This is a genomic window from Rhodanobacter sp. TND4EL1 (assembly GCF_054061035.1).
Genome location: NZ_JBSSDT010000001.1, coordinates 271,578 through 286,572 on the forward strand (window position 1 = coordinate 271,578; position 14,995 = coordinate 286,572).

Genomic DNA, 14,995 nt, shown 5'->3' on the forward strand with positions numbered 1-14,995 from the left:
TCGCATGGCCCAAGCCCGGGTCGGCATGGCGGGGCCGGCAACACTGATAAACTCCCCGGCACAAGGAGATTCCATGAGCCAAGCCCACGAAGAGAACCTGATCTGGATCGATCTGGAGATGACCGGCCTCGACACTGACAACGACTCGATTCTCGAGATCGCCACGGTGGTCACCGACAAGGAGCTTCACGTGCTGGCCGAAGGGCCGGTGTTCGCGATCCGCCACGAGATCGATCAGCTGGAATCGATGGACAGCTGGAATACCAACCAGCACCACAAGTCCGGTTTGTGGCGTCAGGTGCTGATTTCCGAAACCGATCACGCGATGGCTGAACAGGCCACGGTGGAGTTCCTGCGCGCGTGGGTGCCGCCGGGCAAATCGCCCATGTGCGGCAATTCGATCTGCCAGGACCGGCGCTTCATGCACCGGCAGATGCCGCGGCTGGAGCGCTACTTCCATTACCGCAACCTGGACGTGTCCACGCTGAAGGAACTGGCGCGACGCTGGGCGCCGGACATTGCCAAGGGCGTCGGCAAGGAGTCGGCCCATACCGCGCTGTCCGATATCCGCGACTCCATCACCGAATTGCGCCACTACCGTCGTTTCATGGGCGAGCTGGGCGGTCAGGCCCAAGCCTGAGGGCGCGGTCGGTTGTTGAATCTGACGAGGTCATGAGCATGTCGAACGAGCTGTTTGCACCGGTGCTGGATTGCGCTGGGCGCCCGCTGCGACTGGATCGTCCACGAGTGGTCGGTATCCTCAACGTCACCCCCGATTCGTTCTCCGACGGCGGCGTTCATCCGACCGTGGAAGCGGCTGTTGCGCACGGTGTGCGCATGGCGGAGGAGGGCGCCGACATGCTCGACGTCGGTGGCCAGTCGACCCGGCCGGGTGCGCGCGAAGTCTCGCTGGAAGAAGAACTGGAGCGCGTGCTGCCAGTGATCACGCAATTGCTGGCGTGCACCTCGCTGCCCATCGCGATCGACACCTCGCGGCCCGAGGTGATGCGTGCCGCGGTAGCCGCCGGCGCGGGCATGATCAACGACGTGTATGCGCTGCGTCGTGAAGGGGCGCTGGAAGCGGTGGCCGAACTCGGTGTGCCGGTATGCCTGATGCACATGCAGGGCGAGCCAGGCAGCATGCAGGACGAGCCGCATTACGACGACGTGGTTGGCGACGTGCATCGTTTTCTCACCGATCGGTTGTTTGCGTGCGAGCTGGCGGGCATCGATCGACGCAAGGTGCTGGTCGATCCCGGCTTCGGCTTCGGCAAGACCCTGGAACACAACCTTGCGCTGCTGTCGTCGCTGGAGCAGTTCGCCAACCTCGGCGGCGGCGTCTATGCCGGGCTGTCGCGCAAGTCGATGATCGGCACGCTGACCGGGCGCACCGAGCCGACTGATCGCCTGGCCGGTTCGGTAGCCGCCGCCCTGGTGGCAGTGCAGCGTGGCGCGCGCATGGTCCGGGTGCACGATGTGGCTGCGACGGTCGATGCGCTGGCGGTGTGGCAGGGCGTGCATGCGCACGATGTCGTGCCGCGGCGCGCCGGGCAGCCAGCCATGCCGCGCTGGCCTGACGACGATTGAACCATGCCCGGCCTGGCGACGGGCTGGTGTCCGCCTCATCCCTTTGAGAAATTGAGCACTGATGAATCAACGCAAATACTTCGGAACGGACGGCATTCGCGGCCTGGTCGGGCAATGGCCGATCAGCGCGGACTTCATGTTGCGGCTCGGTCGCGCCGTTGGCAGCGTGCTGGCGCGTGAAGGCAAAAGCCGGCCCAAGGTGCTGATCGGCAAGGACACCCGCATTTCGGGCTACATGTTCGAATCCGCGCTGGAAGCCGGACTGGTGGCGGCCGGGGCAGATGTGGGCCTGCTTGGTCCGATGCCGACGCCGGCCGTGGCCTTTCTGACCCGCTCGATGCGCGCCCAGGCCGGCATCGTGATCAGCGCGTCGCACAACCCGCACCACGACAACGGCATCAAGTTCTTCTCGGCCAATGGAGAAAAGTTGTCCGACGAAGTCGAGCTGGCGATCGAGCAGGAAGTGGACGCCGCATTCGTCACCGTGGCTTCCGAGCAGCTCGGCAAGGCTCGCCGCATCGACGACGCGGTTGCGCGTTACGCGGAGTATTGCAAGGCGACGGTGGCGGAGGATTTCAGCCTGCGCGGGCTCAAGCTGGTACTGGACTGCGCCCATGGCGCAACCTACCAGGTGGCACCGAAGGTATTCGCCGAACTGGGCGCCGAAGTGATCGCCATCGGCGACAAGCCGGACGGTTTCAATATCAATCGTGACGTCGGTTCGACCCATCCGCAGGCCTTGCAGCAGGCCGTGGTGGCGCATGGCGCCGATCTCGGCATCGCCTTCGACGGCGATGGCGACCGCGTGCAGCTGGTCGACCGCGATGGCGGGCTGGCCGATGGCGATGACATTCTCTACGTGCTGGCACGCAGCTGGCATGCCCAAGGCGTGCTGAACGGGCCTGTGGTGGGCACCTTGATGAGCAACTACGGCTTGCAGCTGGCGCTGGCCGAACTCGACGTGCCGCTGATTCGCGCCAACGTGGGCGATCGCTACGTGATGCAGCAGTTGCGGCAACACGAGGGCGTGCTGGGCGGCGAAACTTCCGGCCATATCCTGTGCCTGGATCGCGCCACCACCGGCGACGGCATCGTCGCGGCGCTGGCCGTGCTGGAGGCGCTGACGCGCTCCGGCGAGGACTTCGCCAAGGCTCGACAGGGCCTGAAGAAGATGCCGCAGGTGATGCTGAACGTGCGCGTCGTGGGCGCCCGGCGCTCACTCGCCAGCAGCGAAGTGCAGCGGGCGCTGGCCGAGGTCGAACAGGTGCTGCACGGTCGCGGCCGGGTGGTGCTGCGCGCTTCGGGTACCGAGCCGCTGGTGCGGGTCACCGTGGAGGGCGCCGACGCCGCGGAAGTACAACAACTGGCAGAGAAGCTGGCAGCAACGGTAAAATCCGCAGCCGAACGCTCGTGAACCTGTAGCCGTACCGGGTCGCCATGGATTGGCCCGACGTGCCCCGCCCCCTGCGGTGGCGGATCCACCGACCGCACGCCCAACCTGGTGACTACAGCCATGAAGAATGTTCCAACCCTCGACATCCGTCGTTACGACACCGAGCGCGATGCCTTCGTCGCCGAGCTCGGCGCGGCCTACCGTGAATTCGGTTTCTGCTGCATCAGCGGCCACGGTATCCCGCGCGAACTGATCGATGGCTCGTATGACGTATTCCAGCGCTTCTTCGCGCTGCCCACCGAAGCCAAGATGAAATATCACCTGGCCGGCAGCGGTGGCGCGCGCGGCTACACGCCGTTCAAGGTGGAGACCGCGAAGGACAGCCAGTACGCCGATCTCAAGGAGTTCTGGCATATCGGTCGCGAGATTCCGCGCGATTCGAAATTCGCCGACGTGATGCCACCGAACCTGTGGCCCAGCGAGGTCCCGGATTTCAAGCAGTACGGCTACGGCCTGTACGAAGCGCTGGACCAGCTTGGCACGCGCGTGCTGCGTGCATTGGCGTTGCATATCGACCAGCCGGAGAATTTCTTCGAGGACAAGACCGACGTCGGCAACTCGATCCTGCGCCCGATCCATTACCCGCCGATCACCCAGGAAAACATCCCGAACGTGCGCGCCGGTGCGCATGAGGACATCAACTTCATCACGCTGCTGGTCGGTGCCAGTGCCGAAGGCCTGGAAGTGCTGAGCGATGGTGAGTGGTTGCCGATCACCACCGAGGGCGATGCGATCGTGGTCAACATCGGCGACATGCTGCAGCGGTTGAGCAACCACGTGTATCCGTCGACTTCGCACCGGGTGGTCAATCCGCAGAACGAAAACGCGCGCAAGCCGCGTTATTCGGTGCCGTTCTTCCTGCACCCCAACCCCGATGTCGTGCTGGATCCGCTGGATTCCTGCATCACGCCGGACAATCCGCGCCGCTACGACACCTCCATCAATTCGCACGAGTACCTGATGCAGCGCCTGCGCGAGATCAAGCTGATCTGAGTCCCCCGTGGCGTCCCTTCCGCGCGTGCGGTTGCAGGACGCCGAAGGTCCGAATCGGCTGTCAGGCCATCCAGAAGAACACGGCGGTCATGCGTTTGGCCGCCAGCTCCTGTCCCCAATAAGCGCTGGCGCTGTGGATCAGGTTCGCCTTGTAGACCAGCAACCGGTTGTAGCGATGAGCCACCCGAACGTCCTCGACAAACGCGTTCGGCTGCACGAAACGATTGCCCAGCGCTTCGGCAAGATTGCGATGGGGCGGCATCACGATGTTGCCGCCCAACTGGCCACCGGGCATGCGCTGGCGAAAAAAACTGGTGCCGCACTGTTCCGGTACGTCGGGGTTGAGATAGAGCACGGCCGCGTAGCGACACAGGTTGCTTGAATCGGTATGCGGCTTGACCGAGCCTTCGACCGAACCGACTACTTGCACACAGTTGTGATTGAGGCGCAGTCCGGCCTCGGTCTGTTCCACCCAGAGTTTCTTCGCGCCAGTCAGTTCGCACACCCGTGCGTCCAGTGCGTCCAGCTCACCTTCCAGCAGCGCCGGGATCGCGCGCATACCCGGCCACACCTCGCCGGTGTACGGGTAACCCATTTCCCAATCGGTCTTGGCCAGGCAGCGCACGCGTACTTCGTCAGCATTCGGCAGCACATGGTCGACCACCCAGTAGTCGCGACCCTCGACGGGTTTGCGGTAAGGCAGCGGTCGCATCTGTGTCGGAAACAGGGACATGTCGGTGAAAACCAGTGACAGGGATGGGCCCAACAATAACGGACGCGGCAACGCCTGCCTGCGTCACCCGTCTAGACCTGGGTGTTCCGATAGCGGCGGGACTCGCGCGCGGACAGCCACATCGCCAAGCGGTCTGGCATCAGCTGGATGACTCGCTTGATGGTCCGGTTGACCCGCCCGGGAATGTATACGGCGTCGCCGCGCTCCACGGCTGCGATGCCCTGGCGCACCACCTCTTCGGCGGTGAGCCACATGAACCCGGGCAGCTTGTCCATCTTGTCGCGGGTGCCCGTGATGTCGTGGAATTCGGACCAGGTGAATCCCGGGCACAACGCGCTGACATGGATACCGGCCGCCTGATTCTCCAGGGACAGCGACTGCGAGAACTTGATCAGATAAGCCTTGCTGGCCGCATACAGCGTGTGCCCGGCCGGACCGGGAACATGGCCGGCCAGAGAGGCCACGTTGATGATGCGGCCATGGGCGCGCTCGCGCATGCCCGGCAACAGCCGCCACGCCAGCTCGCTGGGAGCGGCAAGCAATACCTGCAGAAAATCTGCATGCGTCTTCCAGTCGTTGGCGATGAAGGTGCCGGGCACACCGTAGCCGGCGTTGTTGATCAGCCAGTCGATCTGCAGGCCACGCTGTTGCAACTCGTCGCAAAGTGCCTTGGGCGTGGCCGGCTCGGCGAGGTCATGCGCCAGCACGGTGATCCTGCTGCCATGCGCCGCGCGCAGCTCGACGGCAAGGGCGCCCATCCGTTCGGCACGACGGGCCGTCAGCACCAGGTCATGTCCCAACGCAGCGAGTTGGCGGGCGAATTCGGCTCCGATGCCGGAGGAGGCGCCGGTGATCAGGCTGAGTGGGCGGCGAGTCATCGTGTGCATCCATGTGATGGATCTTCATTCTTGACCACGCCGGTCCGGCGACGCCAGTGGCGGCGCGTTTGCCGTTCCTTCGACCGCTCGGTAAGCTTGCGGTTTGACCGCAGCAGAAGCAGACCATGCGCAAGAAATTCGTGGCCGGTAACTGGAAAATGCACGGCAGTCGCTCGATGGCCAAGGCTCTGGTGGCCGATGTTGCCGCCGGCATGCCGGACGATATCGATGTCGCGGTGTTCCCCCCGTTTCCGTATGTCGCGGAACTTGCTGCACAGCAGGCTGATTCCGGCTTGCGTGTCGGTGCGCAGGATGTCAGTGCGCATGAAGGGCAGGGCGCTTATACCGGTGAAGTCTCGGCTGCGATGCTCGCGGATATCGGTGCGCGCTGGGTACTCGTTGGGCATTCCGAGCGCCGCCAGTATCACCATGAAAGCGACGAGTTGGTGGCAGGCAAGTTTGCCGCTGCCCGTGCTGGTGGCCTGACTCCCATCTTGTGCGTTGGCGAAACCCTGGAGCAGCGCGAAGCCGGCGAAACCGAAGCGGTGATTTCACGCCAGTTGCAAACCGTGCTGTCGGTCAACGGCGTGGCCAGTTTCGACACCTCGGTGATCGCCTATGAACCGATCTGGGCGATCGGTACCGGTCGCACCGCGAGCCCGGAGCAGGTACAGCAAGTACATGCCTTCATCCGTAGCCAACTGGAAAAGGAAGATGTTATGATTGCCCGTCTGACCCGACTGCTTTACGGCGGTAGCGTCAAGGCGGCCAATGCCGCTGAATTGTTCGCGCAGGCGGACGTGGACGGAGGTCTGATCGGCGGGGCCTCTCTGACCGCTTCCGACTTCCTTGGAATCTGCGCCGCGGCGCATCAGGCGCCACAGGCTCAATAGAAACCTTATGTTCGTCATTTTCAGCGTGTTCTACATTCTGATCGCAGCAGCGATGATCGTGCTGATCCTGCTGCAGAACGGAGCGGGCGCCGATGCAGGCTCCGGCTTCGGTGGCGGTGCCTCGGCCACGGTTTTCGGTGCGCGCGGTTCGTCCACGTTCCTCACCCGTGCCACGGGCGTTCTGGCAGGCCTGTTCTTCCTGCTCAGTCTGGCCATGGGCGTGTATTTGAACGGCAACGGCGCACCCAAGACGAATGCACAGGACTTGGGCGTGATGTCGGGGCTTTCTGAAAAGCCGGCCGCGACCCATGCCGTCCCGGCAAAGCCGGCGGCAGGCTCCGAAGTCCCTGCAGCGGCACCTGCTTCAACGAACAACGTTGTCCCGGCAGCGCAGCCGGCGACAAACAACGCTCCGACCACCGGTCAGGGCGAAGTGCCGGCAGCCACTGAGCCGCCGGCCAAACACTGAGCAACAGCAACACAACACCTGCCCAGGTGGCGGAACTGGTAGACGCACTACCTTGAGGTGGTAGCGACGCAAGTCGTAGGGGTTCGAGTCCCCTCTTGGGCACCAATGGACGGCTTCGATGGTATTGTCGAGGTCGAATGAAACAAGAAGGCCGCCCTTGGGCGGCTTTTTTGTAGGCTCTTCACGGACGCGAGTCGATCGGGGAGCTCATGGCCCGGTGGCGCCCCGACGGTGCTTCCGTACAGCCGTCGTGGGCGTCCGCTGACATAACCAGTTGCATTGTCATGTCACATTTCCCGTCATTCGAACGCCGCATTTCGTGGGTGCTCGACGACATGCTGTCTGGCGCCTCATCAGGCGGGGAGTGAATACGATGGTGACTCTTCTGCTCAAGCCGTTGGCGAACGGAGCCTGGAGCATCTGTCGCCAACAGGTCACCCTGTTCAGCGACCTGCAGTTGGGGCCGGCGATCAAGCTTGCTCGCGAGCTGGCCAGAGACGAACACCAGCGCCTTGGCCGCGACGTTCGCGTGGAAATGCCCGGCCCGGTTTCTACCGTGGTGCTCGCCAATTATTCCCGGGACGCGACTGCTACCGTGCAGCCAGCAGACGATGAAGGCGTATTGGCGGCCTGAGTGCCTGTCTGAGTGGAAAAGTGTTGGGGAGAATGCGGGTGCGATGGAGGTGCGTGCCTGTGCTGTGCCGAAGTGTTTGCATTGACTCCGGGCATGGCGATACTTGCAAAGGCGGGCCGTGCAGCCTACTTTCATGCAGATAAACCAAGGAGGGCGTCAAGTGATCAATGTGGTTCTGGTGGACGATCACGAGCTGGTTCGCACCGGCTTTCGAATGATCCTGCAGCAACAATCGGATATCCACGTCGCGGGCGAGGCAGGTACCGCCGAGGATGGTTTGCGATTGATCCGTACCCTGAGTCCGGAGATCGCCCTGGTCGACGTGCATATGCCTGGCATGAGCGGCATTGAGTTGACCGAGCGTGTGTGTCGATCCAAATTGGCGACGCATGTGGTGATTGTGACTGTCGTTGACGATGCACGCTTTCCCAAGCGATTGCTCGATGCCGGTGCACTGGGCTATCTGACCAAGGGCTGCAGTGCCGATGAGCTGATATCGGCGGTACGTCAGGTAGCCGGCGGCAGACGCTACCTGGCACCTGCCGTGGCCCAGCAACTGGCGTTGGCCACCCTGGATGGAAGCACGTCGCCGTTCGATGTTCTGTCCAGCCGTGAATTGGAGGTGGCGATGATGCTTGTTCGGGGCAAGCCACTGACGATGATCGGCGAGCAACTCAACTTGAGTCCGAAAACCGTGTCTACCTACAAGCAACGATTGATGGAGAAACTGCACGTCGATCACGTGTTGAGTCTCGCTCACCTGATGACGGTGCACGGATTGATCGATACGCCGAACCATCACGTTGGCACCTGACTGCCTGCAAGCGCTTGCCGTTTCCTGGCTCAAAAAAAACCGGACTTTCGTCCGGTTTTTTTTGTAGCGGATCAGCTCTTGGCGTCGTCCTTGTCGTGCAAGTCCGTGACCGGTTTCTCTGCCACCTGTCCAGCCAGCTTTTCATTCACCGGCGTGGGGCCGTGGTTGAGGCCGAGCAAGTCGCCTTGCTTGGGCTGCGGAACCGCGTTGGGTGCATCGCTGGCGACGGCCGGATTGGCAACAACGGCCTCCCCATTCGGTGAAGAAGCGCTTGCCACGCTTTCCGCCTTGCTGCCGGGCGCATCGGTGTTAGGGAAGCCAGGCGCGACCGAGGAAGTCGGATTCGGCTTTTCGGCCGGAGTCGTAGTCGTTGCGGGCGCCGAGACAGCCATTGCCGGAGCTGCTGCTCTGACGGGCGGCTGCGCGGCAGCCGGTTCCGACGGGGCTTGGACAACGGTATCTACGGCATGCGGTGCCGGATGCCCCGCGTCTGGTGCCGATGTCGGTGCTTCTGCCGGCACGGAGTGGGATGCCTTCGGCGCATCCGGCTCAGCCTTCCTTTCTGCCGTCTTTTCGCTCGGAGGCCGGGTGACCGCCGTCTCTGGCAACGCCGCAGCAGGCTTGGCTTCGACAACATCCCTTTTGACGGTATGCGGTTCGGGCTCGCGGTGCGGAGCAGCGGCTTCGTCGTGAGCAGGAATCGGCGGCAGAGTCGGCAGGTTGAAGGCGGCTACCGAGCTGACGGCGGCGGAGGTCGCTGGCGTCGAGTGCTCGTCAGCCACGTCGCGGGCCGGACGTTCTTTGACCGGTGGTCGGTCCGTCGCTTCACTGACAGGTGCACGGACGGGCTCAGCCGCAGCCTTGCTGGAATCGACGTCCACCGGAGCCGAGTCCACGACTGAAGGTTTGGTGCGCGCTGGAGCTGCTGCCGACTTCGCGGCCGCCGTGCTTTCGTCGCGATCCTCATCGTCGAGCGCTTCGGCCTGCTCGCTGCTGATATCGGTACCGTTGTCGCCGGTTTCATCATGACGACGCCGACGGCGGCCGCCACGACGGCCGCGACGACGACGAGACTGGCCCGCTTCGGTGTCTGCCGTGCTGTCGTCAGCCTGTGGCGGCTTGGTCTCGGTGGCTGGCGTCAGCAACAGCTCGGTGTCTTTCGGAGTCTCGTCGGTCGCGACGGCGGCGACGGCTGCTGGACGCGGCTCGGCGGCGGGACGTGGCGCGCGCTCGGCTTTCGGCGATTGCTGTGTGTTTGGCTTGCGCTCGCCGCGAGCCGACGGAGCGTTCTCGGCACCGGCTGCCCTGGGCTGACGCTCCGCCTTGGCGGACTGAGACTGGGCCTGCTGTGCCGGGCGCGACTGGGTTTCGTTGTTGCGCTGGCGGTTGCTGCGTGCCTGCTGCTGGGCGGCCGACTTGGGCGAGCCCTGCTGCTGGGTCGGCTCCCGGCGCGGTTGGCGGCCCGAGTTGCCGTTGGCGGCATTGCCGCCACGGTTGCCGCGTTCATCGCGGCGATTACGGTTGCCGCTGTCGCTGCTGCTCTCGTTGCGAGCCGGGGAGGGCGCTGTTGCAGGCGCTTCGGTACTGCGGAACCAGCCCAGCAGGCGCGCAATGACGCCGCCCGCCGGAGCACTGCGGGTTGTTGCTGCGGCACTGGCTGGCTTGCGACGTGGTGCGGTCGGTTGGCTCGGTGCCGGCGCGGCAACGACTTCTTCGCGTACCGGTGCCGGGCTTGCCGGAAGAACACCACTCACGGCCGGCTGTTCGCCACTGCCCAGGGCCTGGCCCATCTTCGGCAGCTCGGCGGTTTCCACCGCGGTCAGCATTTCGTAGCTGGGCTTGCTGTGTTCACCCATGTCCGCTTCGCGGATGCGCTGGATCTCGATATGCGGAGTTTCCAGTTTTTCGTCGGCGACGATCATCACGTGCACTTTGTGGCGCAGTTCGATCTCGACCACGCTGGCGCGCTTTTCGTTGAGCAGGAAGTTGACCACGCTGGACGGCGCCTGCACCAGCACCTGGCCGGTGTTGTCCTTCATTGCATGTTCTTCGATCAGACGCAGGGTCGACAGCGACAGCGATTCCACGCCACGGATATGACCGTGGCCTTCACAGCGCGGGCAGGTGATCTGGGTTGCTTCGCCGAGGCTCGGGCGCAGACGCTGGCGCGACATCTCAAGCAGGCCGAAGCGGGAGATGCGACCGATCTGCACACGAGCGCGGTCGAGCTTGAGCGCATCCTTCAGGCGGTCTTCCACCTCACGCTGATGGCGCGGGCTGTCCATGTCGATGAAGTCGATCACGATCAGGCCGCCGGCATCGCGGATACGCGCCTGGCGGGCGATTTCCACAGCCGCTTCGCAGTTCGTGTTGAACGCGGTTTCCTCGATGTCGCTGCCCTTGGTCGCCTTCGACGAGTTCACGTCGATCGCGGTCAGCGCTTCGGTCTGGTCGATCACGATGGAGCCGCCGGATGGCAGGCGCACCTGACGATCAAATGCGCTCTCGATCTGCGTTTCGATCTGGTAGCGGGTGAACAGCGGGGTGTCATCTTTGTACAATTTGAGCTTGCGCAGGGCGTTCGGCATCACCTGCTGCATGAAGTCGCGGGCATCGTTGTACAGCAATTCGTCGTCGATCAGGATCTCGCCGATGTCACTGCGCAGGTAGTCGCGCAGCGCGCGAATGAACAGCTTCGATTCCTGGTAGATCAGGAACGGGGCCTTCTGCTTGCCAGCGGCTTCGGAGATCGATTTCCACAACTGAAGCAGGTAATCGAGGTCCCATTGCAGCTCTTCGGCGTCGCGCCCGAGCCCGGCGGTGCGAACGATCAGGCCGACATCGTCCGGCACGGTGACATGGTCCAGCGCCTCCTTCAGTGCCTGCCGATCCTCACCCTCGATCCGGCGGGAAACGCCGCCAGCCTTGGGGTTGTTGGGCATCAGCACCATGTAGCGGCCGGCCAGGCTGATAAAGGTGGTCAGGGCGGCGCCCTTGTTGCCGCGCTCTTCCTTCTCCACCTGCACCACGACTTCCTGACCTTCCTTGATCAGTTCGCGGATATTGGACTTGTGCGGATCCAGGCCCGCGGTGAAGTACTCGCGGGAAACTTCCTTGAGCGGCAGGAAACCGTGGCGCTCTGCGCCATATTCGACGAAGCAGGCTTCCAGTGAAGCTTCGACCCGGGTGATTCGACCCTTGTAGATGTTGGACTTCTTCTGTTCCCGCGAAGGGATTTCGATGTCCAGGTCATACAGGTTTTGGCCATCGACAATGGCCACGCGCAACTCTTCACGCTGAGTCGCGTTGATCAACATACGTTTCATGGTGGTAATCCTCGGCTTGGCCGCGCGTCGCGTGCCGCGGTGGCGCCACTGTGGCGGCCTGCCGGGGATCGCGCCGCTGCGGTAAAGCGGCAAAAAAGCCGGCACCGTTTCGGGTGTCGGGATGATTCGGTCAGCTGCACCTGCCGCCACGAAGCCGCAAGGGCTTCGTACAAACAGCGGCCCAAACCGTTACGATGAAAGGGAGTCGCCATCGATCGCCGCTTGGCAACCGGAGCAATCCTCGCCGACGTGACGGGGTGGCACACGACCCGATCCAGACTTCGATGGGCAGCATGTGGCGCTCGCGGAGTATCCTATTTCAGCAGGTTTTTTTCAATGCAGACGGCAACTTCCCCTGACGCACCTCAAGGTGTACGTCAAGTCGTGATCGGCCCCGAGCGGGATGGTCAGCGGATCGACAACGCGCTCATGACTCTGCTCAAAGGCGTCCCCAAGAGCATGATCTATCGCCTTTTGCGTACCGGCCAGGTGCGCGTCAATGGCAAAAGGGCCAAGCCGGATACACGTCTCACGGATGGCGATACGCTGCGCATTCCGCCCGTGCGGGTGGCCGAAAGACCGGAGGCTCGCGCTCCCGCCAAGGGCTTGGTGGCGTCGGTTGCCGACGCGATCATCTTCGAAGACAAGCACTTTCTGGTCGTGGACAAGCCCTCGGGCGTGGCCAGTCACGGTGGCAGCGGCGTCAGTCATGGCGCCATCGAGCTGCTGCGTGCGGCCAGGCCGCAGGAGCACCTGGAACTTGTTCATCGACTGGATCGCGATACCAGCGGCGTACTGGTGTTCGCCCGGACCCGAGCGGGCCTGACCGGTCTGCAGGCGGCGATCCGCGCCGGTGAAGTCAGCAAGCAGTATCTGTGCCTGATGCTGGGCCACCCTTCCAAGGCCAAGTTCGACGTGAATGCACCGCTGTTGAAGTCGGTGCTGCAGGGCGGCGAGCGGATGGTAAGGGTCGCCGATCATGGCAAGCCGTCGTTGACCTTCTTCCGCGAGATGGAGCAATACCCCAGCGCACGTTTGATGCAGGCCACGCTGGGCACCGGCCGTACGCACCAGATCCGCGTGCATGCGGCACACATCGGGCACCCGCTGGCGGGTGACCCGAAGTACGGTGATCGGGAAATGAACAAGCGTTATCGCGAAATGGGACTGGAACGCATGTTCCTGCACGCTGCGCACATGAGCTTCGACCTGGACGGGCGCGCCTACAGCTTCTCCGCACCCTTGCCGCAGGACTTGAAGGATTTCCTCGATACCCTTGCAGTCAAGGGCAAGCGCCTGATCTATACCCGCGAGAAATCCCGCACGGATTTCTGATCAGCGGGCCAGCAGGGCCTCGACGCGTGCAGCACAAATGAAGTCGTTGAGCGAGAGCCCACCCACGTCGTGAGTCGACCACAACACCTGGCAGTGGCCGTAGCCCGCTTCCAGATCCGGGTGGTGGTCCTCCTGGTTGGCCATGAAGCCGACTGCGTTGATGAATCCCAGCGTGTGGTGAAAGTCCTGGAACTTGAAGTCTTTCGCGATGGACTTGCCGTCATCGCCCATACGCCAGCCGGGGAGCCGCTGCAACAGCTCCCTGGTGTCGGCGCCACTCAGCGCATGTTCCTTGCCCTTGCATGGTTTGCAATGCTTGGTCGAGAGGTCGTTGGCATTCATGGATGTCTCCAGCGGTATGGGAAGTGGCAGGCGGGAAGCGTCGAAGTTGTGCGAGCAAAAGTCAAAGTGCACAGAAAAGTGGAAACAGTACTAAAATGGTGCTGTTTCGTCAGCACGATGGCTGACATCGGCACAAGCGGTTTTTGGAGCGATGCATGATTGATATTTCCGAGCGCGCGCAGCAGCACTTTCTGCGCCTTCTTTCACAGCAGGGCATCGACGGGCTGGGGATCCGCTTGCGGGTCACGGCGCCTGGTACGCCCGCGGCCAACTGCGAGCTCGAGTTCTGCGAGCCGATCGACCTGGCTGGTGGCGAGTGGACGATCGAGTGTGCCGGGTTCGATTTCCATGTCGATGGCGACAGTGCCAGCTGGCTCGACAGCGCCAGCATCGACTTCGAGCCGAATGCCACCGGTGGCCAGCTCAATATCCGCGCACCAAGGATCAAGGGAGACGTTCCGGGCGCGGAGGCAGGTCTGATCGAGCGCGTGCGCTACGTGCTGGATGCCGAGGTCAATCCGAAACTTGCTTCACATGGCGGCAGGGTGAGTTTGCTTGAAGTCGATGCTGACGGAGTGGTGCTGCTTCAGTTTGGCGGTGGCTGTCATGGTTGCGGCATGGTCGACGTGACCCTGAAACAGGGCGTCGAAAAGACGCTGCGTGAGCGGGTGCCGGAGATTACCGCGGTGCGCGATGCCACCGATCACGCCGGCGGAGAGAAGCCTTACTACAGCAAGGCCGAAGGCAAGTCGGCGATTGCCTGATTCATCGATTCGTCGCCCATGAAAAAGGCCCGCGCAAGCGGGCCTTTTCGCAGGCAGGGCAACGCGGCTTACTTGTCGCCGCCGATATGGCCCTTCAGGGTGTCCAGCTTGGTCGGCAGGCTGGAGAAGTACGCGGAAACGTCTTCGATGTCCTGGTCGGAAAGGGTCGCGACCATGCCCTTCATGATCGGGTTGTCGCGTTCGCCATTCTTGTATTCGTGCAGCACGCGCTGCAGATACAGGTTGTACTGACCAGCCAGGCGCGGATACTGCGGATCGACCGAATTGCCATCGGCGCCATGACAGGCGAAACAGGTTGCAGCTTTCTGCTTTCCGTTCTCGGCATTGCCGTTGGCCAGCAACTGGGTGGATGAAAACGCCAGCACGGCGCCGACGGAAAGCAGGGTAAGCACACGATTCATGCGTGAAATCCTTGGCGACTACTTGGCGAGGCTGGAGAGATAGGCGGCGATATTCTGGATATCCGCATCGGACAGGCTCTGCGCCTGCGCATCCATGGTGGGGTGCTTGCGGTCGCCAGCCTTGTAACCGTGCAGCGCATTGACGATGTATTGCTCATTCTGGCCGGCGATCTTGGGCACCGGGTATTGCGGATAAGCGTTCGTATAACCAGGCACGCCATGGCAGCCTGCGCAGGTATAGATCAGCTTGCGGCCGGCGGCCTTGTCGCCTTCGGCATGGGCGCTCGCGGTAGCGAACAGGGCAGAGGCCACAACCAGGCCAAGCAAATGCAATCGAGTCATCGAGGTCTTT

At 63.0% G+C, this 14,995-nt stretch carries 16 protein-coding genes and 1 tRNA gene; 11 read left to right on the plus strand and 6 right to left on the minus strand.

All coding sequences use genetic code 11. The annotated features are described in order from the left end of the window. Positions 1–73: 73 nt before the first annotated feature. The 4 genes from orn (at position 74) to ACVWWQ_RS01320 (ending at position 4,033) form a co-directional block, all read left to right on the plus strand. Positions 74–640: an oligoribonuclease gene (gene orn / locus ACVWWQ_RS01305; RefSeq protein ID WP_099652238.1), complete on the plus strand. Its 567-nt coding sequence runs from the start codon at positions 74–76 to the stop codon at positions 638–640. A gap of 32 nt (positions 641–672) precedes the next feature. Further along, complete coding sequence (gene folP / locus ACVWWQ_RS01310; protein ID WP_133950519.1) at positions 673–1,587, plus strand: dihydropteroate synthase; 915 nt, start codon at positions 673–675, stop codon at positions 1,585–1,587. Between the two features lie 61 nt (positions 1,588–1,648). Then, positions 1,649–3,001, plus strand: a complete 1,353-nt coding sequence (gene glmM / locus ACVWWQ_RS01315) for a phosphoglucosamine mutase (RefSeq protein ID WP_133950517.1) — start codon at positions 1,649–1,651, stop codon at positions 2,999–3,001. A gap of 99 nt (positions 3,002–3,100) precedes the next feature. Then, the gene (locus ACVWWQ_RS01320; protein ID WP_099652235.1) at positions 3,101–4,033 is read left to right on the plus strand and encodes a 2-oxoglutarate and iron-dependent oxygenase domain-containing protein; all 933 of its coding nucleotides are present in this window, start codon (positions 3,101–3,103) and stop codon (positions 4,031–4,033) included. Positions 4,034–4,094: 61 nt separating this feature from the next. On the opposite strand, the gene ACVWWQ_RS01325 is transcribed toward ACVWWQ_RS01320, so the two are convergent. After that, entirely contained in the window at positions 4,095–4,766 is a 672-nt protein-coding gene (locus tag ACVWWQ_RS01325) for a DUF6445 family protein (protein WP_099652234.1), read from the minus strand. 71 nt (positions 4,767–4,837) lie between these two features. Next, positions 4,838–5,644 (minus strand): SDR family NAD(P)-dependent oxidoreductase, encoded by an 807-nt coding sequence (locus ACVWWQ_RS01330; protein WP_099652509.1) that lies wholly within the window; start codon positions 5,642–5,644, stop codon positions 4,838–4,840. 125 nt (positions 5,645–5,769) lie between these two features. On the opposite strand from ACVWWQ_RS01330, the gene tpiA reads away from it, so the two are divergent. The 5 genes from tpiA (at position 5,770) to ACVWWQ_RS01355 (ending at position 8,454) form a co-directional block, all read left to right on the plus strand. Continuing rightward, on the plus strand, positions 5,770–6,537 hold the full coding sequence (tpiA, locus tag ACVWWQ_RS01335) for a triose-phosphate isomerase (protein ID WP_099652233.1): 768 nt from the start codon (positions 5,770–5,772) through the stop codon (positions 6,535–6,537). Positions 6,538–6,544: 7 nt separating this feature from the next. Next, the gene (gene secG / locus ACVWWQ_RS01340) at positions 6,545–7,006 is read left to right on the plus strand and encodes a preprotein translocase subunit SecG (protein WP_099652232.1); all 462 of its coding nucleotides are present in this window, start codon (positions 6,545–6,547) and stop codon (positions 7,004–7,006) included. A gap of 20 nt (positions 7,007–7,026) precedes the next feature. Then, a tRNA-Leu gene (locus ACVWWQ_RS01345) sits at positions 7,027–7,111 on the plus strand. 268 nt (positions 7,112–7,379) lie between these two features. Next, positions 7,380–7,640 carry a hypothetical protein gene (locus tag ACVWWQ_RS01350; protein ID WP_099652231.1) on the plus strand — a complete coding sequence of 87 codons (261 nt, stop codon included), beginning with the start codon at positions 7,380–7,382 and terminating at the stop codon, positions 7,638–7,640. A 160-nt stretch (positions 7,641–7,800) separates the two neighbouring features. After that, positions 7,801–8,454 (plus strand): response regulator, encoded by a 654-nt coding sequence (locus tag ACVWWQ_RS01355; protein ID WP_133950515.1) that lies wholly within the window; start codon positions 7,801–7,803, stop codon positions 8,452–8,454. A gap of 71 nt (positions 8,455–8,525) precedes the next feature. On the opposite strand, the gene ACVWWQ_RS01360 is transcribed toward ACVWWQ_RS01355, so the two are convergent. Further along, the gene (locus ACVWWQ_RS01360) at positions 8,526–11,771 is read right to left on the minus strand and encodes an Rne/Rng family ribonuclease (RefSeq protein ID WP_457383332.1); all 3,246 of its coding nucleotides are present in this window, start codon (positions 11,769–11,771) and stop codon (positions 8,526–8,528) included. A gap of 345 nt (positions 11,772–12,116) precedes the next feature. On the opposite strand from ACVWWQ_RS01360, the gene ACVWWQ_RS01365 reads away from it, so the two are divergent. Further along, on the plus strand, positions 12,117–13,115 hold the full coding sequence (locus ACVWWQ_RS01365; RefSeq protein WP_099652229.1) for an RluA family pseudouridine synthase: 999 nt from the start codon (positions 12,117–12,119) through the stop codon (positions 13,113–13,115). On the opposite strand, the gene ACVWWQ_RS01370 is transcribed toward ACVWWQ_RS01365, so the two are convergent. Continuing rightward, positions 13,116–13,457, minus strand: a complete 342-nt coding sequence (locus ACVWWQ_RS01370; RefSeq protein ID WP_133950511.1) for a 4a-hydroxytetrahydrobiopterin dehydratase — start codon at positions 13,455–13,457, stop codon at positions 13,116–13,118. It lies immediately after the preceding gene. Between the two features lie 155 nt (positions 13,458–13,612). Here ACVWWQ_RS01370 and ACVWWQ_RS01375 point away from each other — a divergent pair, with 155 nt between their 5' ends. After that, positions 13,613–14,221, plus strand: a complete 609-nt coding sequence (locus ACVWWQ_RS01375; protein ID WP_099652227.1) for an NfuA family Fe-S biogenesis protein — start codon at positions 13,613–13,615, stop codon at positions 14,219–14,221. 68 nt (positions 14,222–14,289) lie between these two features. Here the strand turns inward: ACVWWQ_RS01375 and ACVWWQ_RS01380 are convergent, their stop codons facing one another. Together ACVWWQ_RS01380 and ACVWWQ_RS01385 are read right to left on the minus strand one after the other, a co-directional pair. Continuing rightward, entirely contained in the window at positions 14,290–14,643 is a 354-nt protein-coding gene (locus ACVWWQ_RS01380; protein WP_099652226.1) for a c-type cytochrome, read from the minus strand. An 18-nt stretch (positions 14,644–14,661) separates the two neighbouring features. Then, on the minus strand, positions 14,662–14,985 hold the full coding sequence (locus tag ACVWWQ_RS01385; RefSeq protein WP_133950509.1) for a c-type cytochrome: 324 nt from the start codon (positions 14,983–14,985) through the stop codon (positions 14,662–14,664). Positions 14,986–14,995: the final 10 nt, after the last annotated feature.